Consider the following 22,431-nt stretch of genomic DNA (forward strand, 5'->3'; position numbering starts at 1 on the left):
AACTTTACCTAATGGTGCGTACGTAAATGTTACCGTTACGTCATCTTTACCAAATGTACCTTTAGCGTTATCAGATACTGCCTTCAAGTAGTAACCATCGATCACTTTAGCGTCGCCTGTTACATCGTAGTCAGTTCCTTCTTGATAATCTGTGCCTTTAGTTACGTTTGGTGTTAATTCTTTGCCGTTTTCGTCAACGAATTTTTCGACCAAGCTGTACTTAGCTACTTCATCTTTGACGTAAACAACTGGTGTATCTTCACCTGGCTTATCTGGTGTGACAGTTGTCTTACCTGGATCTTGTGGGTGATATCCTGGAACATCTGGGATCGGTGTTGTGCCACCCTTGGTTGGATCACTTGGATCATTAGGGTATTGTGGTTGATCTGCACCTGGAATTGGATTGCCTTCTGGATCAACTGGAACAACTTTACCTAATGGTGCGTACGTAAATGTTACCGTTACGTCATCTTTACCAAATGTACCTTTAGCGTTATCAGATACTGCCTTCAAGTAGTAACCATCGATCACTTTGCCATCGCCTGTTACATCGTAGGCTGATCCTTCTTCATAGTCTGTACCCTTAGTTACGTTTGGTGCTAATTCCTTGCCATTTTCGTCAACAAATTTTTCGACTAAGCTGTACTTAGCTACTTCATCTTTGACGTAAACAACTGGTGTATCTTCACCTGGCTTGTCTGGTGTCACACTTGTCTTAGATGGATCTTGGAGATGATATCCTGGGATCGTTGGGAAATCTGTTATACCAGCCTTAGTTGGATCTGTTGGATCATTAGGGTATTGTGGTTGATCTGCACCTGGAATTGGGTTGCCTTCTGGATCAACTGGGGTTACCTTGCCCAATGGCTTGTAAACAACTTTTTCGACCAGATCTGTTTGTTCTGTTGTTTTTGCAGGAACTTCTGGCTTATCAGCATAGTAACCTGGAACAACTGGAACTGTTACTTTATCATAGTTTGGTTTATCTGGAGTCCAAGCTTCATTTGGATTTAAGATCTCACCTGTAACTTTATCTACATTTAAAGTACGTGTCCATGTAGATGTTTGTTTGTTATCAGGAATATTAGGCATCTTATTGCCTTGTTCATCAACAAATTCAACTGTTGAGGTATATTCCTTTTCGTAGTTATCCTTTGTAGGCCATTTTGGACCGTCTGGATCATTAGGATTGATCGGTGTACCTGGTTCATGTGGATCATTTGGTCCAACTGGTGCGATATCATGTTCTAATGTTACATAATATGTTTCTGGTGCATCACCAAATGTAGCATTAGCTGGAACACCATCACTTACTAACTTGTAGCCCTTAGCAACATAGCTAGCGATCGTATCTTTAGTCGTATAACCTAAAGAATCACCAGGATCACCTTTAAGTTCTTTAGTCTCAAGAACTTTATTGTTCTCTGTCTTATCTTGATAAATGATCGTTACAGGTTGTTGTTGCACGGCTTTCTTATAAACTACAACTGTTTCGTAGTTTGCAGGCATTGGTGCTACACCATTGTTGTTCATGAAAGCTTCTGTCAACTTGCCGTTTTGAACGACAGTATCATTAGACATATCCAATATTGCATGAACTGAACTTGCATCCCCGCCAACTGTTACACCATTGGCATTAGTTGACTTGATACTTGCAGTGTAACCATCGATCGTTGGTGTGTTTACCGCATCATAGGCTGTCTTGGTATTGACACCATTAGTAACTTGCCAACCTGAATCTTTAGAAACAACATATAGATTCTTGATATAGTCTAAAATTTGATCAGCTGTATGCGTAGCAGCATATGCTTTGACCGCGTTGATTTGATCAGCTGTCAGATCAAGTGTGATATCACGCGTTACATCAACTGTTTGTGTAACAGTTGGGGCTGCTTCTGTTCCATCTTCATAAACGTACTTGATCACGTTTTTATGTTGTCCAGCAGCTTGTGTTTCTGTTGAGTGTGGGAACCAGATCTGGTGTGAAGCACGCATCGTAGAGATACCATAATACGGTGCTGTACCTTTAGCACCTTTAACAGTTGGTGAAGATTGGTTATCTTTGATATCATTTGCAAGAATATTTCCTGTCAAACCGATACCACTGATCGATACATCTGGATTTGCACCGTTGTCCCAAATATCTTTAGAAGCAAAACCAGATTTATCAAATTCAACTGAGTTAACATTCAACCAAATTTGTTGTGCACTGTCAGATTTGATCTGTTGGTAAACAACATAATCTGTACCACCGATCTTAAGAACACCTTTAGTTCCACCCATATAGATCAAGTTGGCAGTGTATTGGTTACTTGTCGTGTTGATACTTGTACCACCAACAGGCATCCAGCCCGTTGTAGCACCACCTGCAGAATAACGTTGCAAGTTAAGGTACAACGGATCTTGGATATCGATAACAGAGTTTGCTGAACCTAATGGGAAGGAGATCAATTCAGCATAGAAGTTCGTATTATCATCGCGAATATCAACAACTGCACCTTTTTTGGAAGTAAAGGCTGCGTGTGTATTGGCATTTTGTGAGTCTAAAGAAATAACATCATCCCAAGGGTTATCTCCACGACCTGTTAAAATAACACGGAAAGTAGCATATTCATCGATCGTGATGTTACCACCTTCGTTGACCCCGATATAGTTATAACCATCATAACTACCAGATGTACCTGTCTTACCACTTGATTCAAACAATGTGTTTGAATGCTTAGAGATCAGGATATTGGAGTTATCTGCTAGATCTAACGCCACACCACGCCCCTTATTTTGGAAGTGGACATTTGAATATTCACCAGAAGTAAAGTTGGCGTTGTTACCTAAGATGAAACCATCACGTCCAGTGAAATTAAAGTTTGAATAATTCCCAAATGTCACGGTTGTAGGGCCAGCATTACGCGAACGTGCTGCATAACCACCAAAGCGATCACTATCTGTGATCCCGATCGCTGGACGAGTTGCCCCGATCGAAACAGCTTGACCGATACTTGTGTTCATGTTTACTGTGGAGTTCTTACCTGTTAAGAAACTACCACCATTTAGCATGAAGATACCAGCATCATGATAGCGAGCACTATCTGTTGCATTATTGGTGTTCATGTTTACTGTCATCGTAGCGTTGTCACCAACACGAACAGTCGAACCGTCTGGTAAGTTGATACCATCACCGATCGCAGAACGGTTAAGGGTAAAGTTAGCACCATCTTTGACAGTTACTGACTTAGCCCCCCAAATATTAGCATCATTACCGTTATCTTTATATGTGTTAACTGTTGGTTTACTTGAAGTTGAAACCGTCGATGTCGTCGTGCCATCGATCACGACATTACCATTTCCACTGCCACCGTAAAGGGAAGCACCAGAATGTCTTACATCTTTAAAGGTAACTGTTGAATCACTGTTAGTAAATGTTACCGCACCATTTGCACTTGAAGTAAAGATATTCAAGTTATCAAACGTGAGATTCATAGTACCATTAACTTTTAACGGATTAGTACCAAAATTGATACCCGAATTGTTATCAGTCCCTTTGATCACAACATCGCGTCCGTTAGCATAAACTGAACTTGAGCCAGCTGTGATCGTACCGCTAACGTTGATCGTATTATATTGTGAGCTGTTTAGGGCATTGACAAGACCCATCCAGTTGTTGACAGTGGTGGAAGTACTGTTATCATCTGCTGTTGTTGCAGCACGGAAAACAGGATTTGTTTCAACAACTTGGTCTTTATCAGCTGCTGTATCCTCATTTACTTGACTTACAGCTGTTTTTGATTCATCATTATTGGATAATGTAGATTCTTTTGTTGATTCGTTTGTTACTGTATTTTCTTGTTTACTGTTGTCTACTTGCGTATTTTGTTCTTCTTTAGCGGAGGAAGTTATTTCTGTTGTAGCATCATTGGTGGAAGTGGAAGTTGATGCTTGTGTTTGAGTATTTTCATTGGCTTCTGCTGTTTCAGAAGTATTATCAGCTGTTGTCACATCATCATTAGTGGAAGAAGTGGAAGAAGTTGATGATGTGGCTTTCAATTTGACCGTTTGCTCGTTGATATTTGTGGAAGAATCATCTTGAGTTGCGATCTCTGGTTGTTTATCAGTATTTTGTTCAGCTGCACTAGCATCTGTGGCTTGCCCAAGGAAGAAGGCCGTACCTACTAAAACCGATGTTACACCTACACTGAGCTTTTTGATCGTATATTTGGAAACTTTATTGGCAGACTTTCGCAAATATAGATCTCGATTATTTCTTGAGACCATTGTCTATGTTTCTCTCCTTCAACTTAAATTTTAGAACCGTTATTTATGTTAAACGTTGTTTTATATTTAGAAAATGTATTTTTCAATAAAAATTGTAAAAAAACATCATGAATTTTATATAAATAATTGTATTTTTCAATAAAATTTGTAAAATTGTTAAATTTGTTAACTAGATTAAACGAAAAAAAGTTATAATGTTAATTGAGTTAGCCAATTATTAAAAGTATTATATATCAATTTTAATTTATATATGTAAAGAGGTCACGATTTATATGAAAAGACTAAAAATGATCAAATCTCTGCATGTTTGTCTTAGACTTCCAATTATTGTCTTTGACGAAAATCTAGAGATCATCGAAGAGTATCGTTCTAATCAAACACCAGTGCTCTTTAACGACTATGAAAATATTCTAAAAGAAGCTTTGAATTCACATGAGTTATTCAATTTCATTAGTGGGGAACTAAATGACATGTTTTTACTCTATAATTTTGAGAATTTTCATATCCTATTTGGTCCCTTCAAATGCAATATCGTTGACAAAACCTTCTTCTATAAGGAAATGAAAGATTTAAAGATCGGCGCTAAAGATCAAGAGATACTCTATAGTTATTTAAATGACCTACCGTTATTTTCAACTAGTGAGCTACGTGATATTTTGATCATGGTCCACTACTTTTTTTCTGGTGAAATAAAAGATCTAATGTCTGATAAGGTCCATCTTGAAACAAAGAATTATTCAACTGAGATCACCGATGAACGGATCGAATATTTGGTTTCTCAAAACTTCGATTCAAATATGTATCTTTATCTCTATGAACACAAGATATTGGACTATGTGCGTAGTGGTGATGTCAACAAATTACGTGATATGGTCTTCAAATTAAGCAACGGTGTCATCCCTGCGGTTACGGGCGATACCTTACGCTCAGAAAAAAATTATTCGATCGTGGTTTTTGAAAAACTATCTCAGGTCGGAATCGAGTTAGGAATGGATATCATCACTGCTTATGGTAGTCGTGATCTTTTCATCAAAAAGACTGAACTAAGTAACACTTTAGATGAGATCTTACAGGTCAGAGATTCGGCGATCGTTTATTACACTAGCGAAGTAAATAAGGTGATCACCTTACACTTGTCACCACTGACAACTTCGATCATTCAATATATCAACACTAATATGTACCGGCCCTTGAAAGTCAAAGAGTTAGCTAGTTATTTTAATATCAGTGAATCTAAACTGCGAACACTCTTTAAGACTGAATTAGGCTCGACGGTCCAAGATTATATCATCGATCGTAAGATAGAAGAAGCAAAACTCATGCTCAAGTCAAATGTTACAACTAATGAAGCAGCTTATACCCTTGGTTTTGCAGATGCATCTCACTTCTCACGGGTCTTTAAAAAGATCGTGGGCAAGACACCAAAACACTATCAGCAATCAGCTACTTTGGTCGATTGATACAAAAAGGCTAAAACTCAAATGAGCTCTGGCCTTTTTTATTATATCCACATACTAAAAAAGAGGAGAATTGTTCTCCTCTTTTTTAGGCTTTTAGAAATTAGATTTCATTTTCATCTTTTTTCCTTTTGCTTGTGAAAGCCATCAAGCCTAACAAACCTGCGACCATTGCGACACCAATTGCTGCCATGTTGTTAGTGTCTGCATCACCTGTTTGTGGCAATTCAGCTGCTGGTTGTTGCTGTGGTTTTGTCTCAGGTGTCACAACTGTTGGGGCTGGTGTGTCTGGTTTAACTGATTCTGGTGTCTTTTCAGGTTCTGCTACCTTGGTGTAGACAACTGGGGTATCCTCACCTGGCATATCTGGTTCAACACTGATAGTACCAGTTGTGTAACCTAAAACATCTGGGGTATCAGTTACGACGACCTTCGTTGGATCGTTAGGATCGTTCTTGTATTGAGGTGTTGGTGCACCCGGAATCGGGTTACCTTCTGGATCAACTGGGACGATCTTACCGATCTTATTGTAGACCACATTTGTTTCGATATTTTCTTGTGTAGCCTTAGGACCTAATACATTTGCTTTGTCAGCATAGTAACCTTCGATCACAGGAACTTTGACATCGTTGTAGTTAGCCTTATCACTTGTCCATGCAGCATCTGGGTTCTTGACCTTACCTGTAACTGTGTCAACGATCAATGTCCGTGTCCATGTTGATGTTTGAACGTCATCATCACGTAACTTATTACCATCCTTATCAACGAAGTGCACTGTAGAAGTGTATTGCTTGGTGTATTCGTCTTTAGCTGGCCATTTTGGTCCATTTGGATCATTAGGGTTGATCGGGGTACCCGGTTTATGGGGATCGTTTGGTCCAACCGGTGCTTCACCATGCTTGAATGTTACATAGTAAGTTTGATCCACGTCATTGTCGTTATCAAAGGTTGCATCACTTGGGAAACCGTCATTCACTAGAACATAACCTTTGGCAAGTAATTCCTTGATCTTGTCAGCTGTGCTGTATGTGATCTTAGAACCTGACTTACCAGTAAATTTCTCTGTTGCTAAGTCCGTATCTGTTGTCACATCACGGAAGATGACCTTAGCATTTTGATCACGTTCATTTGAAATATCTGGTTTCTTAGGATCTTCATTCTTTTCGTAAACGACTGGTGTATCCTTACCTGGATCTTCTGGGTTAACGTTTGGTACGCGTGGGGTGTAACCCGGGATCTCAGGAACTGGCGTGATAGCACCCTTAGTTGGGTCTTTTGGATCATTGTTGTAACCTGGTGTTGGTGCATTTGGGATCGGATCACCATTTGGATCTTGTGGTGTGATCTTACCTAATGGAGTATAGGTGATCTTTTCAACTAGATCTTCTTGCACCGTTGTCTTACCAGTCACACGACTCTTGTCTGCATAGTAGCCTTCGATGACTGGAGCAGTTACGTCGTCATATTTGCCCTTATCGCTTGTCCAAGCTTGGTCAGGATTTTTGACTTTACCTGTAACCGAATCAACGATCAATGTCCGTGTCCATGTTGATGTTTGAACATCATCATCACGTAACTTGTTACCATCTTTATCGACAAATTGCACTGTAGAAGTATATTGCTTGGTGTATTCGTCTTTAGCTGGCCATTTTGGTCCATTTGGATCATTAGGGTTGATCGGGGTACCTGGTTCATGGGGATCGTTTGGTCCAACTGGGGCTTCACCATGCTTGAATGTTACATGGTAAGTTTGCACTGTGTTGTCATCGTTATCAAAAGTTGCTCCAGCTGGGAAGCCATCTTCAACTAAGACGTAACCTTTGTTGGTCAATTCTTTGATCTTATCAGCTGTGCTGTAGTCGATCAAAGAATCTGGATCACCGTAAACATCAACACTGTCGATCACTGTACCTGTTGTTGTATCACGATAGATGATGCGTGCAGCTTGTTTGTCCTTTTCAGGTGTTACTGGAACATAAACGACTGGTGTATCTTCTCCTGGCTTATCTGGTGTCACACTTGGCACTTGTGGTGTGTAACCTGGAACGACTGGTACTGGTTGATTTGGAACGACTTTGCCCGGCTCTTCTGGATCATTGCTGTAGGTCGGTGTATCAGCACCTGGGATCGGAGCGCCACTTGGATCGACTGGTACAATATTGCCTAACTTAGCGTAGACAAACATTACCGTCACATTATCGCTTCCGATAGTTCCCTTAGCATTTACTGGTGTTTCCTTCAAATAATAACCTTCGATCACTTTAGCATCGCCAGATACATCGTAGTCAGCACCCTTCTTGTAATCGGAGCCCTTGATTACTTGTGGCGCAAGTTCATTACCAGCTTCGTCAATAAATTTCACCGTCAAACTGTATTTAGCCTCATCTTTAACATACTTGACTGGTGTATCTTCTCCTGGCTTTCTGGTGTTACACTTGGTACTTCTGGTGTGTAGCCTGGGATCTCTGGTACTGGTTGGTTTGGTGTGACCTCTGTTGGATCGTTAGGATCGTTGTTGTATTCTGGTGTTGGTGCACCTGGAATTGGCTCACCATTTGGTCCAACTGGCACGATCTTACCTACTGGGTTGTAAGTGATCGTTTCTTCGATGTTTTCTTGAACTGTATCCTTAGCAGGAACACTTGCCTTATCAGCATAGTAGTCTTCGATGACTGGGGCTGTCACTTCAGCATACCTATCCTTGTCAGACTTCCAAGTTTCATTAGGGTTCTTAACTTCACCTGTTACCGTGTCAACGTAAAGTGTACGTGTCCATGTTGATGTTTGAACATCATCATCTTTAACCTTATTACCCTTGTTATCAACAAAGTGAACTGTTGAAGTAAATTCCTTGGTGTATTCATCTTTAGCTGGCCATTTTGGTCCGTTTGGATCATTAGGGTTGATCGGTTCACCTGGTCTGTGTGGATCATTTGGTCCAACTGGTACTTCACCGTGCTTAAATGTTACATAGTAAGTTTGATCTACGTCATCATTCTTATCAAAGGCTGCATCACTTGGAAAACCATCCTTAACAAGTACATAACCCTTGTTTGTCAATCCCTTGATCTTATCAGCTGTGCTGTAGTCGATCTTGTCACCTGGTCTACCAGTTAGATCACTTTCATCAAGTGTTGTATCTGTTGTCACATCGTAATAAACGATCTTAGCCTTTTGGTCATTTTGAGTTGGGACTGTTGGCTTATTTGGATCATTCTTGACGTAAACAACTGGGGTATCTTCACCTGGTTTTTCTGGTGTCACACTTGGTACTTGTGGTGTATAACCTGGGATCTCTGGTACTGGGGTCTTGCCACCCTTAGTTGGGTCTTTTGGATCGTTGTTGTATTGTGGCGTTGGTGCACCTGGGATCTTATTACCTTCTGGATCAACAGGTACGATGTTACCTAATGGTTTATAGGTGATCATTTCTTCTAAGTTTTCTTGCACTGCAACTTTTCCTGCAACACGATCTTTGTCAGCATAGTATCCATCAACGACTGGAGCAGTCACATCAGTATACTTATCTTTATCTGACTTCCAGGATTCATTAGGATTCTTAACTTCACCTGTTACCGTGTCAACATAAAGTGTACGTGTCCATGTTGATGTTTGAACATCATCATCAAAGACCTTGTTACCTTTATCATCAATAAAGTGAACTGTTGAAGTGAATTCCTTGGTGTATTCATCCTTAGCTGGCCATTTTGGACCATCTGGATCGTTAGGATCGATCGGGGTACCTGGTTCATGGGGATCGTTTGGACCAACTGGTGCTTCACCGTGCTTGAAGTTGACGTAGTATGTTTGATCAACATCGCCGTCATTATCAAAGATCGCATCGGTTGGGAAACCATCATTTACCAAAACATAACCTTTATTTGTAAATTCTTTGATCTTATCAGCTGTACTGTAGTCGATCTTAGAACCGGATCTACCTGTTAGATCAGCGGAGTCAAGGTCTTGACCAGTTGTTGTATCACGGTAGATAACTTTAGCCTTTTGTGTTGTTTCTTCTGGCGCTACTGGAACATAAACAACTGGGGTATCTTCTCCTGGCTTATCTGGTGTTACACTTGGCACTTGTGGCACGAAGCCTGGGATCTCTGGTACTGGTTGATTTGGTGTAACTTTTGTTGGATCGTCTGGATCATTATTGTAACTTGGTTGATCTACACCTGGAATTTCATTTCCTGCTGGATCAACTGGCACGATCTTACCTACTTTGGTATAAGTTACTGTTACCTCGATGTCGTCTTGTGTTACGGCTGTACTTGGTACTGTTGCTTTATCTGCCACGTAACCTTTTACAACTGGTGTTTTGACTTCATCGTAGTTTTCTTTGTCAGACTTCCAATCACCTGTTTTTACGATCTCACCTGTTACCTTATCAACTGTGAGTTCGCGTGTCCAAGTTGCATCTTGGGCCACATCTGCTGGTGTCTTATCACCTGCACCAACGTAGTGAACTGTTTCTTTAACTGGTTTTTGTAGGCTATCTTTATCTGTGCCAATTGGCCACTTTGGTCCGTCTGGATCGTTAGGGTTGATCGGTTCACCTGGTTTACCTGGATTTTCTGGAGTTACCGGTGTTGTACCATGTTTGAAGGTTACGTAGTAAATTTGATCAACTTTATCGTCGTTATCAAATGTTACACCTGTTGGGAATCCATCATTTACCAAGACATAACCTTTATCTGTCAATTCTTTGATCTTGTCAGCTGTACTGTAATCGATCTTAGAACCTGGTTTACCAGTTAAGCTATCTGAAGAGATATCTTGACCAGTTGTTTCATCACGATAGATGATCTTAGCTGTTTGATCTTTTGCTTCTGGTGTAACTGGAACATATTTAACTGGCGTATCTTCACCTGGTTTATCAGGTGTTACCGTTGATACTTCTGGTACGAAGCCTGGGATCTCTGGTACTGGTTGGTTTGGTGTGACTTTGGTCGGCTCTTCTGGATCATTGGTATATTCCGGTGTTGGTGCATTTGGAATTGGATCACCATTTGGATCAACAGGAACGATCTTACCTACTTTAGCGTAAACAAAGTCAACTGTCACATTACCTTTACCAAATGTACCTTTAGCATTAACTGGTACTTCCTTCAAATAGTAACCTTCGATCACTTTAGCGTCGCCTGTTACGTCATAGTCGTTACCTTCTTTATAGTCAGTGCCCTTGGTTACAGGATCAGCTAACTTGTTACCTGCTTCATCAACAAAGTTTTCGACTAAGCTATATTTGTTTTCTTCGTTCTTTTCATAAACAACTTTTGTGTCATCTCCTGGCGTTTGTGGTGTTACTGTTTTACCATCTGGAGATACACCTGGAGTTGGTTGAACTGGAACTACATGCCAACCCGGAATTTCTGGTGTTGGTTGGTTTGGTGTGACTTTGGTCGGCTCTTCTGGATCATTGGTATATTCCGGTGTTGGTGCATTTGGAATTGGATCACCATTTGGATCAACAGGAACGATCTTACCTACTTTAGCATAGACAAAGTCAACTGTTACATTACCTTTACCAAATGTCCCTTTAGCATTAGCTGGCACTTCTTTCAAGTAGTAACCTTCGATGACTTTGGCATCGCTTGTTACGTCATAGTCATTACCTTCTTTATAGTCAGTACCCTTGGTCACAGGATCAGCTAACTTGTTACCTGCTTCGTCAACAAAGTTTTCGACTAAAGTGTACTTAGCAACTTCATCTTTAGTGTACTTAACAGGTGTATCTTTAGTTGGATCGTCTGGTGTTACACTTGGCACTTCTGGTGTGTACCCTGGGATGCTTGGAACTGGTTGATTTGGTGTAACTTTTGTTGGATCGTCTGGATCATTGGTATATTCCGGTGTTGGTGCATTTGGAATTGGATTACCGCTTGGATCAACTGGTACGATCTTACCTACTTTGGTATAAGTTACTGTTACTTCGATATCATCTTGTGTTACAGCTGTGCTTGGTATTGTTGCTTTATCTGCCACGTAACCTTTTACAACTGGTGTTTTGACTTCATCGTAGTTTTCTTTGTCAGACTTCCAATCACCTGTTTTTACGATCTCACCTGTTACCTTATCAACTGTGAGTTCACGTGTCCAAGTTGCATCTTGGACCACATCTGCTGGTGTCTTATCACCTGCACCAACGTAGTGAACTGTTTCTTTAACTGGTTTTTGTACGCTATCTTTGTCTGTGCCGGCTGGCCATTTTGGACCGTCTGGATCGTTAGGATTGATCGGTTCACCTGGTTTACCTGGGTTTTCTGGAGTTACTGGTGTTGTCCCGTGTTTCAAGACGATCGTGAAGTTTTGATCAACAGCTGTGTCATCGTCAAAATCTGTCCCTGACTTGTAGTCATTTGATTCAACTTCATAACCACGATCTTTGTAGTATTCAATAACCTCAGCTACTGTCTTACCTTCTAAAGCAGGAACGCTAAAGTTGGTAAATACATCAGCGATCTTTTCACCTGGTTTACCTGTTTGACTAGCTGTTGCTACAACTGCATCATTTCTGTCCTTGTCAATAATTGTCAAGGTCGCCCGTTGAGCATCTGGGGTCTTCACAAATTCTTGTTCAGTATCCTTAGTTGGATCTGTATTTGGTGTGTAAGTGTTGTTTGTACCATTTGGATTTTGTGGCTCGTAACCAGTTGGTGTCGTTGGTGTGTTGTTCCCTGTCACCTTAGTTGGATCGCTTGGATCATTTGCATAAGGTGTCTTAGTTGCGCCTGGGATCGGTTCTTTAGTTACAGAATCGACTGGTACATAGTTACCCACTTTTTTGTAAACAACAGTTACTTCAGATGGTGTTGTCGCTGTAGCGCCAGTTTGTGCATTAGCATTAACAACAACTTTCACACCGTCAACTGCTTTATCAGCGTTGATCGTACCACGACCATCGTTTGTGTCGTATTCTTCAGTTGTAGCTACATAACCAGCAACAACTGGTGTTACCACAGAAGTATAATCTGCGTTAGCTGCAGTCCAAGGTGTTGAAGAAAGCACTTCACCTGTTACTTTATCGATCGTTACTGTCCGTGTCACCTCAACATTAGCTGTCCTGTCAGCTGCCTTAGTTGCACCAGATTCATCTTTATAATGAACTGTCAATGTAGCTGTTGCTTTAAGATTATCTGCTTGCGCTTCTGTTGGATATTTCGGACTAGCTGGATTGTTAGGGTTGATCGGTGTGTTTGGCCCTTTTGGATCGTTTGGTGTAATTGTTACTGTGTCATGTTCAAATGTCACGTAGTAAGTTTCTGGAGTATCACCAAATGTACCATTCTTTGGCACACCATCAGTAACTAACTTGTAACCCTTGTTGGTTAATTCTGTGATCTTATCTGTTGTTGTATATCCAAGTTCTGTTCCCGGTTTACCTGTGATCGTATCAGTCGCTAAGACTGCATTGCCATTTGTCTTATCTTGATAAATGATCGTTACAGTTTGATCTTGAACTTCTTTCTTGTAGACAACAACTGTCTCGTAGTTTGCAGGCATTGGTGCCATACCGTTGTTGTTCATAAAAGCTTCTGTCAATTTACCATTTTCAACAACAGTATCATTTGGCATATCTAATGTTGCATGAATAGATGCTACATTGCCACCAACTGTCACACCATTAGCGTTAGTCGACTGGATACTTGCAGTATAACCAGCGATCGTTGGTGTATTTACTGCATCATAAGCAGTCTTAGTGTTTTCTCCATTAGTAACTTTCCACCCAGAGTCTTTAGTAACAGCATATGCATTCTTGATATAGTCTAAAATTTGATCTGCATTATGTGTAGCTGCATATTTTCTAATTGCATCAATTTGATCTGGAGTGATATCAAGTTTGATATCACGTGTCACATCAACTGTTTGGGTCACTGTTGGTGCGGCTTCTGTGCCGTCTTCATAAACATACTTGATCACATTTTGATGTTGTCCAGCAGCTTGTACTTCTGTACCGTGCGGGAACCAGATCTGATGATTAGCACGTTGTGATGAAATACCATAGTATGGGGCAGTCCCTTGGGCTCCCTTAGCTGTAGGTGACGTATTATTATCTTTAACATTATTTGCCGCTACATTTGCTGTTAGATCAACACCAGAGATCGACATATCTGGATTAACGTTATTATTGTAAATCTCTGCAGCGTTGAACCCGTGTTTTGGTGAAGTCATACTGTTAATATTTAGCCAGATCTGTTGTGCACTATCGGATTTGATCTGTTGGTAGACAACATAATCTGTTCCACCGATCTTCAAGACACCCTTAGTGCCTCCCATATAAATGAGGTTACCATAGTTTTTGTTATCTGTTAGCAAGATCTCTGTCCCACCAACTGGCATCCAACCATCGATCTTGCCACCTGCAGAATAACGTTGTAAGTTGAGATACAATGGATTTTGAATGTCGATCAACGAGTTAGCAGCACCTAATGGGAAGGAGATCAACTCAGCATAGAAGTTGGTATTATCATCACGAATATCGACGACCGCACCCTTCTTAGAAACAAAGCTCGCCGAAGTCGTTGCTTTACGCGAATCAAGTGAGATCACGTCATCCCAAGGGTTAGCACCACGATTTGTCATGATAACTCTGAAGGTCGCAAATTCATCGATCAAGATGTTACCGCCTTCATTTACTCCAATATAGTTATATGCGTTGTATGAACCTGAGATCGTGTCTGAGCCATCAGTTCCAGCTTTGTTACCCTTACCATCTGATTCAAATAACGTGTTAGAATGTTTAGAAATAACAATATTAGAGTCATTTGCAAGATCGAGCGCTACACCATTTCCTTTATTTTGGAAATGAACATTTGAATATTCACCGGAAGTAAAGTTAGCATTGTTACCTAAGATAAAACCATCACGTCCAGTGAAATTAAAGTTCGAATAATCACCAAACTTCACCGTTGTAGGACCAGCATTACGTGATTGGTTAGCTGTATAACCACCGAAGCGATCTCTGTCTGTAACTGCAATACCCGGACGATCTGCTCCGATCGAAACAGCTTGACCGATACTTGTATTCATGTTTACGGTAGAGTTACGCCCAGTCGTGAAACTACCACTATTTTCCATGAAAATACCAGCATTATGATATCGAGCACTATCTGTAGCATTGTTGGTATTCATATTAATAGTGAAAGTCGCATTGTTGCCAACAGAAACACTTCCGCCGTCACTGATCAATTTGATACCATCACCAATTGAACTACGATTTAAGGTAAAATTAGCCCCATCAGCTATAATAACAGCTTTAGCATCATGGATATTTGCTGTGCCACTCTCTAATATAGTGCCATTATTCTGGATAGTTACGCCGTATTGCCTACCAGAATTACCATAGGCCTGAACAAATGGCGCGGTATTAACAGTAGATGTCGTATTACCTTCGATCTTGATAGTAGTATTAGCCCCTGAGATCAAAGCATTATTAGCTGTATCTGCTCTTGCTCCCCCAAATAGGGAATTACCAGTGTGAGTAACATCTTTAAAGGTTATCGTATTATTGCCTTGTCCTGTATCGATCACACCACGACCACTACCAGTTATGATACGCAAATTATCAAAGGTCAAGTCCCAACCGCTACCTGTTGTGGTAAGTAGATTTGTGCCAAAATTGATCCCTGCACCATTTTGACCTTTAACTGTTACCTTATGACCAGAATAACCAATATCTTCAGTACTTGTTGCTGTAAGGGTACCATTAACATTGATCAAGGAATTATTAGAGTTACGTAAGGCACTAACTAATTGTGACCAGCTAGTAACTGTTACACCTTCATCAGTTGTTGGTGTTGCTGTTGCAGCACGTAAGGAGGCATTTGGGCTGATACGACGGAAAGTTGCTGGAACTTCGACTGGTGTATCAGTTGTTGTTGCAGATGCTTTAGTTGCATCAGCTGTTGTTACAATGTCTTTTGCTTGTGATGTTTGTTCTGTTGTAGTATTTGCTACTTCTTCTGTAGCTTGTTGGTTATTTTTAGCTGTTGTATCTTGTTTTTCTGTTTGTTCAGGGGAGGATTTTGTAGAATTATCGGTGGAAGATGATACTTCTGTTTGGGAAACTGTTGTGTCTTCAAAAGCTGGGCTACTTTGAGCTTCAGTAGCTGGTTGTTGTTCTGCTACAGCATCGGTCGTGGTGGAAGATGATGTGTCTTCTGTAGCAGTGGTCGAACTTTTAAGTGTTACTTCTGAGCTACTTAGATCTGTTGCATCGGTAGAAGATGATGTTGCTTCTGTTTCTTTAGCTTGATCGTCCCCCGTAGCATCAGCACTAGCTGCTGTACCCAGAAAGAAGGTGGTACTCAATAAGACAGAGGCAACGCCAACACTAAGTTTCTTGATCGTATACTTAGAAACCTTGTTAGCAGATTTTCTCAAATAAAAGTCTTTATTATTTTTAGAGACCATTTGTCAGATTCTCTCCTTTAACTAATTATTTATTAATACTCCTAAAGTTTACATTACTTATAAAATTTTAGGAATTAATATTCCAGCAAAATTAGTACAAAATAATTTTATTTTTTAGCTAAAAAATTGGATATTTTAGCAAAATTTTAAAAAATCAACAAATAGTTAACAAAATGATAAAATACAAATATTTTTATATTATATTTTCATATTTTTTCTAACAAAAAGTCGAGTCCTACTCGAACTCGACTTAAAACTCTTATTTAGAAAGGTCATCGCGCAACTTAGCTAAAACATCCAACTGCTCGTCACTAAATGGCGACCGTCTAACTAACGCTTGATCTTGGTATTGTCTTGCGGCCACATGAACTTCACGCTTGGCCCTTTTTATATCTTGGTACAACTCCCAAGCTGGCTTGCGCAAAGCACCTTGCGAAAAGATCGTCCACTGTTCAGCTCCATCGCTGGTCGCAACTTCAACTTGGGTCAAACGTGTCTGCAATTTTCCAGCTAAAGATTCAATATAACTATCAGCAGTTTGGCCTTCATCAGTCCAAATAACTTGCAGACCATACTGTTCATAACTTTTTGATAATCCCGGCACATACATCGCATCAAAAACTACAATGATCTCTGCATTACTTTGCTTATAATAATCTGAGAGAATATATAATAGTTTATCGCGAGCTTCTTCTAAACGATCAGCCTTTTTCAACTTCTCTAATTCTGGCCAATGCCCGATCATATTGTAGGCATCAACGATCAAAATTCGCTTTTTCATCGTTAATTGCCCCGTGAAGTAAAGCCTTGGTAGATCAAGAGACTAGCAGCAACACTAGCATTTAAGCTTTGAACATGGCCGACCATTGGGATCGTCAACATCTCATCACACTTTTTCTTAAGTAATGGTGCGATCCCTTTACCTTCATTGCCGATCACCAAAGCAGTAGGTCCCTTGGCACTCCATTTTCTAAAATCAGTCCCCTGCATATCAGTTCCAAAGACCCAAATACCCCGTTTTTTAAGCTCTTCGACTGTTTGAACAAGATTAGTTACCCGACATACTGGCACATATTCGATCGCTCCAGTTGAAGTCTTCGCTACTGTCGAGGTCAATTGCACAGCTCGGCGCTTAGGAATAATGATCCCATGCACTCCCGCAGCATCAGCTGTTCGCATGATCGATCCTAAATTGTGTGGGTCTTCGATGCCATCTAAGATGATAAAAAATGGATCTTCATCTTTAGCCTGAGCTTTAGCAAATAGATCATCTAAACTCGCATATTCATAAGCCGCTACAGCCAACACGACCCCCTGGTGGTTTTGACCATCAGCTAATAGATCTAACTTAGCTTTTGGAACTTGGTTGACGATCACACCTTTTTTCTTGGCCAAACTAGCCACTTCTTTTAAGGCATCGGCTTTTAGACCTGATTGTAAAAATACTTTATTGACCGCTTGATTGCTCTTCAAAGCTGCCACAGCCGGGTGGCGTCCGATCACAAAATCTTCATTTGTTGCCATTATTTTCCCTCCGCTTCAACTGTTTTGATGCACCAAGCTGCTAGTTCATCTAGACGCTTCGTCTGTCCACTTAGATAAAGATAACCAAACAAAGCTTCAAAACCAGTCGAGATCCGATAAGTCACAACTGAAGTGTTCTTAGCCGAAGTATAACTCTTTGCATTTCTACCGCGTCGAAAATACTCTTGTTCTTCTTGTGTTAACAGTTCTTGTTCTTCCATTTTTTTGATGAGCATCGCTTGTGCTTTAGCCGATACATAGTGCGTCGCGCGATGATGCAAACGTGTTGGTTTAGTCATCCCTTCATCTAATAAATGCTTTCTGATATAGACTTCATAGATCGCATCCCCCATATAAGCAAGTGCGATCCCATTTACCTGTTTGTAATCTGCCATTTTACCCTCTCTTCCATCGTGTACCTTGTGGGGTATCTTCTAAAATGATACCTTGATCTTTCAAAATATCTCTGATCTCATCACTTGTGGCAAAATCACGGTTTGCTCGCGCTTCATCACGTTTTTTGATCAACGCTTCGATTTTTTCATCACCGAGCTCTTCATTTTCAAATTCGATCCCAAAAATTTCGACTAAAGTTGCAAAATTTTGCAAAAGATATTCTAAAGTTTCGCGATCGACCTCTTCTCTAGCTGCATAAACATTTAATTCACGCGCTAATTCATAGACCACTGTGATCCCATTTTGCGTATTAAAGTCATCATCCATCGCTACTTTGAATTTCGCTACTAATTCTTCAACTTTGGCTTGGACCTCAGCATCAAGTGCACCATCACCAGCATCTTCCAAGCGATAGCGCACATTTTGCGCAGCTGTCTTTAATTTGTTCAAGTTAGTCTTAGCATCATCTAAATTGGCTTGACTATAGCGGATCGGATGACGATATTGTGTCGTTGCCATCAAGAAGCGGATGATCTGCGGATCGATCTTTTTGACTAATTCATGGACCGTCACGAAGTTTCCCAGTGACTTACTCATCTTTTCATCGTCTTGACCGATCGTTACAAAACCATTGTGCATCCAATAGTTGGCAAACTTTTGATCATTTTTAGCCTCACTTTGAGCGATCTCATTTTCATGGTGTGGAAATTCCAGATCTTGACCACCAGCGTGAATGTCGATCGTCTTACCAAGATATTTACCAGCCATCACAGAACATTCGATATGCCATCCTGGACGTCCTTTACCCCAAGGAGAATCCCAAGCGATCTCTCCAAGTTTAGCACTTTTCCAAAGTGCAAAATCTAATGGATCTTCTTTTTTGCCTTGATCACTTGCTTGGACACGTTCACTGGCTCCTTGTTCTAAAGCATCGATCGATTGTCCCGAAAGTTTCCCGTAGTCTTTAAATTTACGGGCACGATAATACACGTCTCCTTGCGCCTCATAAGCATAGCCTTTATCCACTAAAGTAGCGATAAAATCAATTATCTCTGGCATATTTTCCATGACTCGCGGATTTTTGCTTGCCTTTTTGATGTTCAAAGCAGCGATATCTTCATAAAAGGCTGCAATAAATTTAGTTGTCACTTCTTGAACAGATAGACCCGTTTCTTGACTAGCTTTGATGATCTTATCATCAACATCGGTAAAGTTAGAAACATAATTTACTTCATAGCCACGATATTCAAGGTAGCGTCGAACAGTATCAAAAGCGATCGCTGAGCGAGCATTACCGATGTGGATATAATTATAAACAGTGGGCCCGCAGACATACATGCTGACCTTACCAGCAACAAGCGGTTTAAACGCTTCTTTTTCTTTTGTTAAAGTATTATAGATCTGGATCATATTGTAAACCCCCTTTTATTTGAGTGTAACAACTTGGGTTAAGGCGTATGAATAACTGGGCTATAAGACTGATGCGCTTTTTGCATCTGGCTTAGAGCCTTGTTATTCACTAGCCTTAAACTTGTGCAACACGTTATTTGAGTGTGGAGCAAAGCGACTTGCTTCGTACAGATAAAATAAAAGGGCTGCAACTTTTGTCACAGCCCTGATTAAGCTGCCCTTGCGCAGACTAATGTCTTTTTTATCGCAGCTTGTTATTATATTCTAAGCTTTCATTTCAGCTAAAGTCTTATCCAAATGTTCCAAAACTTTTTGGCGACCTAAAAGCTCGATCGAAGGAGCTAATTCCGGTCCATGCATTTCACGCGTCGTTGCGATCCGGATAGGCATGTAAAGCTTGCGCCCACGCACACCAGTATCTTTTTGGATCTGACGGATCATATTTTGGATAGATACAGCATCAAAAATCGGTAATTGTTTTGCTTGCTTAGCAAATTCTTCTAACACGATCGTTGCTGACTCATCTGCTAATTCAGCTTTAGCTTCTTCATCTAGCATTGGTGGTTCAGTGAAGAAGATCTCAGCCATTTCAGCTAATTGACCCGTATAAGACATTTGACGCTTATACAAGTTAACTAATTGACGGACCCATTGGATCTCCATCGTATCTGGATCTGCTTGGATCTTGCCCGCTTTGATCAATTGCTTCAAAGATGAATCTGTGATCTCATCACTATCAGCCGATTTGACATATTGGTTGTTGATCCATTCAAGTTTCTTACCATCAAAGGCTGCTGGTGATTTACTTAAACGTTTTGGATCAAACATCTTGACAAAATCTTTTTGTGAAAAGATCTCAGATTCACCCACTGGCGACCAACCAAGCAAGGTGATGAAGTTAAACATTGCTTCTGGCAAGTAACCTAGTGAACGATATTGTTCGATAAATTGCAAGACAGATTCATCACGCTTGGAAAGCTTCTTACCTGTTTCGGAGTTGATGATAAGTGACATATGCCCAAAGACTGGAGCTTCCCAGCCAAAAGCATCATAAACAGCCAATTGTTTTGGTGTGTTAGCCACATGATCATCACCACGTAAAACGTGCGTGATATTCATCAAGTGATCATCTACAACTACCGCAAAGTTGTAAGTTGGCATCCCATCGCGTTTTTGGATCACAAAGTCGCCTCCGATAGTATCGGAATTAAAGCTAACTTTACCTTTAACGATATCATCCCATTCGTAGACCTTATCATGTGGTAAACGGATCCGGATAACTGGTTTTAAGCCTTTTGCTTTAGCTTCTTCTTGTGAAGCTTTGATCTGATCAGCTGTCATACCTTCGTATTCGTAGATATAACGTGGTGCTTCACCATTAGCTTTTTGTTCTTCACGTTGCGCTTGTAATTCTTCTTCTGTCATATAAGATTCATACGCTAGACCCTTGTCCAATAATTCTTGGATCAATGGTTGGTAGATATCTTTACGTTCGGACTGACGGTAAGGCCCATATTTACCTGGTTTATCTGGACCTTCATCCCAGTCGATCCCTAACCATTTAAGGTTATCGAGCTGGCTTTTTTCGCCGTCTGCAATATTACGTTTAGTATCCGTATCTTCAATTCGTAAAACGAATGTCCCTTTATTGTGACGTGCAAATAAATAGTTAAATAACGCGGTTCGTGCATTACCGATATGCAAATGCCCCGTTGGACTTGGTGCATAACGAACGCGAATCTTATCTTTTGCCAATTTAAGCGCCTCTTTCTTGTTATTACTTTACATACCCTACAATTTTACAATGAATAAGGCAAAAAATAAACTACTCTAGGCTAATTCCTTAGTTTTTTTCACGTAACTTCTTCTTAGAATGATAAGGTTTTGCAAAGATCATCCGCCCAGCATCGGTCTGGATCGCTGAAGTAACTTCAACTTCGATCGTCTTGTTCATATAATAACGCCCATCTTCAACCACGATCATCGTACCATCATCGAGATAAGCGACTCCTTGTTGACGCTCAGTCCCGTTCTTGATCACCATGACGTTCAACCGTTCACCTGGGATCACTCGAGGCTTGAGTGACTTAGCCAACGCATTGACGTTTAAAACCTTCACATTTTGAAATTCGCTGACTTTATTCAAATTGTAGTCATTAGTTACGATCACCGCATCTAACATTTTGGCAAGCTTGATCAATTTGGAATCAACTTCTTGGATATCATCAAAATCGCCTTCATACATCTCAACTGGCACGATCTTTTCATTTTGCAACTTATTCAAAATATCTAGTCCACGTCGCCCACGAACACGTTTGATACTATCACCTGAATCAGCGATATATTGCAATTCATACAAGACAAAGTTAGGTACGACTAAGGTCCCTTCTAAAAAGCCAGTCTTGGCGAGATCATAGATCCGACCATCGATCAAAATGTTAGTATCTAACAATTTGTATTTATAAAAGTTGTCGCCTACTTTACGTTCTAAAACGTTATTTTCTTCGGCTTCTTTTTTCTTAGCCCGCGTCGAGAACAACTTAGGCAGATCACCTAAGCGCGTGCGTCCTACGAACCAGCCGAGATAGGCAAATAAGATCATCACGATCACTGGCAAGATCGTATTGATAAAGAACAGTGGTGATTGCCAAAAAAGCGTTGAGATCAAGACCGCGATCACAAGTGACACAATAATTGCAATACTCTCAGAAATGATCGCCTCGGTCTTTTGTTTAGCAAGTGTCTCTTCGACTTTTTTTAGTACACCTTCAAGTGGTTCAGCTAAGATAAATGAGCATAGCATCATTAAAACTAACCCGATAAACATATTTACGATCGGATTATATAAAACTTGTATCTGAATGTTTAATAGGTCCCACAGACCGGGCAAAAAGGAATACCCCGCCCCGATACCGAGGAACGCAAAGATCAATTGGATTATTCGTTTGCGCATGTATTA

The 22,431-nt window shown here is 40.5% G+C and carries 10 protein-coding genes; 1 reads left to right on the top strand and 9 read right to left on the bottom strand.

Annotation, left to right across the window (positions count from 1 at the left end; all coding sequences use genetic code 11):
• Positions 1–4,269 (bottom strand): MucBP domain-containing protein (locus Q9Q35_RS08565; RefSeq protein WP_304652992.1); only part of this gene is annotated, 4,269 nt, incomplete at its 3' end.
• Positions 4,270–4,541: 272 nt separating this feature from the next.
• On the opposite strand from Q9Q35_RS08565, the gene Q9Q35_RS08570 reads away from it, so the two are divergent.
• Complete coding sequence (locus tag Q9Q35_RS08570; RefSeq protein WP_304652993.1) at positions 4,542–5,729, top strand: YSIRK-targeted surface antigen transcriptional regulator; 1,188 nt, start codon at positions 4,542–4,544, stop codon at positions 5,727–5,729.
• Positions 5,730–5,829: 100 nt separating this feature from the next.
• Here the strand turns inward: Q9Q35_RS08570 and Q9Q35_RS08575 are convergent, their stop codons facing one another.
• The 8 genes from Q9Q35_RS08575 to Q9Q35_RS08610 form a co-directional block, all read right to left on the bottom strand.
• Entirely contained in the window at positions 5,830–8,088 is a 2,259-nt protein-coding gene (locus tag Q9Q35_RS08575; RefSeq protein WP_304653020.1) for a MucBP domain-containing protein, read from the bottom strand.
• Positions 8,089–8,090: 2 nt separating this feature from the next.
• Positions 8,091–16,142, bottom strand: a complete 8,052-nt coding sequence (locus tag Q9Q35_RS08580) for a MucBP domain-containing protein (protein WP_304652994.1) — start codon at positions 16,140–16,142, stop codon at positions 8,091–8,093.
• Between the two features lie 259 nt (positions 16,143–16,401).
• Complete coding sequence (locus Q9Q35_RS08585) at positions 16,402–16,923, bottom strand: NYN domain-containing protein (RefSeq protein ID WP_289190476.1); 522 nt, start codon at positions 16,921–16,923, stop codon at positions 16,402–16,404.
• A gap of 2 nt (positions 16,924–16,925) precedes the next feature.
• The gene (gene rlmB, locus Q9Q35_RS08590; protein ID WP_304652995.1) at positions 16,926–17,666 is read right to left on the bottom strand and encodes a 23S rRNA (guanosine(2251)-2'-O)-methyltransferase RlmB; all 741 of its coding nucleotides are present in this window, start codon (positions 17,664–17,666) and stop codon (positions 16,926–16,928) included.
• Complete coding sequence (locus Q9Q35_RS08595; protein WP_304652996.1) at positions 17,666–18,061, bottom strand: Mini-ribonuclease 3; 396 nt, start codon at positions 18,059–18,061, stop codon at positions 17,666–17,668. Before Q9Q35_RS08595 ends, rlmB begins: the two co-directional genes overlap by 1 nt.
• A 1-nt stretch (position 18,062) precedes the next feature.
• Positions 18,063–19,472 carry a cysteine--tRNA ligase gene (gene cysS / locus Q9Q35_RS08600; protein ID WP_304652997.1) on the bottom strand — a complete coding sequence of 470 codons (1,410 nt, stop codon included), beginning with the start codon at positions 19,470–19,472 and terminating at the stop codon, positions 18,063–18,065.
• A 264-nt stretch (positions 19,473–19,736) separates the two neighbouring features.
• Entirely contained in the window at positions 19,737–21,227 is a 1,491-nt protein-coding gene (gene gltX / locus Q9Q35_RS08605; protein ID WP_304652998.1) for a glutamate--tRNA ligase, read from the bottom strand.
• An 88-nt stretch (positions 21,228–21,315) separates the two neighbouring features.
• Positions 21,316–22,425: a PIN/TRAM domain-containing protein gene (locus Q9Q35_RS08610; protein ID WP_304652999.1), complete on the bottom strand. Its 1,110-nt coding sequence runs from the start codon at positions 22,423–22,425 to the stop codon at positions 21,316–21,318.
• Positions 22,426–22,431: the final 6 nt, after the last annotated feature.

It is taken from the genome of uncultured Ligilactobacillus sp. (assembly GCF_948826705.1).
Taxonomy (GTDB): domain Bacteria; phylum Bacillota; class Bacilli; order Lactobacillales; family Lactobacillaceae; genus Ligilactobacillus.

What these genes read in the sequence shown, in the direction of transcription:
- cysS (WP_304652997.1), bottom strand. Translation starts at nt 19,472, where the DNA reads ATGATCCAGATCTATAATACTTTAACAAAAGAAAAAGAAGCGTTTAAA.
- Q9Q35_RS08570 (WP_304652993.1), top strand. Translation starts at nt 4,542, where the DNA reads ATGAAAAGACTAAAAATGATCAAATCTCTGCATGTTTGTCTTAGACTT.
- Q9Q35_RS08595 (WP_304652996.1), bottom strand. Translation starts at nt 18,061, where the DNA reads ATGGCAGATTACAAACAGGTAAATGGGATCGCACTTGCTTATATGGGG.
- Q9Q35_RS08610 (WP_304652999.1), bottom strand. Translation starts at nt 22,425, where the DNA reads ATGCGCAAACGAATAATCCAATTGATCTTTGCGTTCCTCGGTATCGGG.
- Q9Q35_RS08580 (WP_304652994.1), bottom strand. Translation starts at nt 16,142, where the DNA reads ATGGTCTCTAAAAATAATAAAGACTTTTATTTGAGAAAATCTGCTAAC.
- Q9Q35_RS08585 (WP_289190476.1), bottom strand. Translation starts at nt 16,923, where the DNA reads ATGAAAAAGCGAATTTTGATCGTTGATGCCTACAATATGATCGGGCAT.
- rlmB (WP_304652995.1), bottom strand. Translation starts at nt 17,666, where the DNA reads ATGGCAACAAATGAAGATTTTGTGATCGGACGCCACCCGGCTGTGGCA.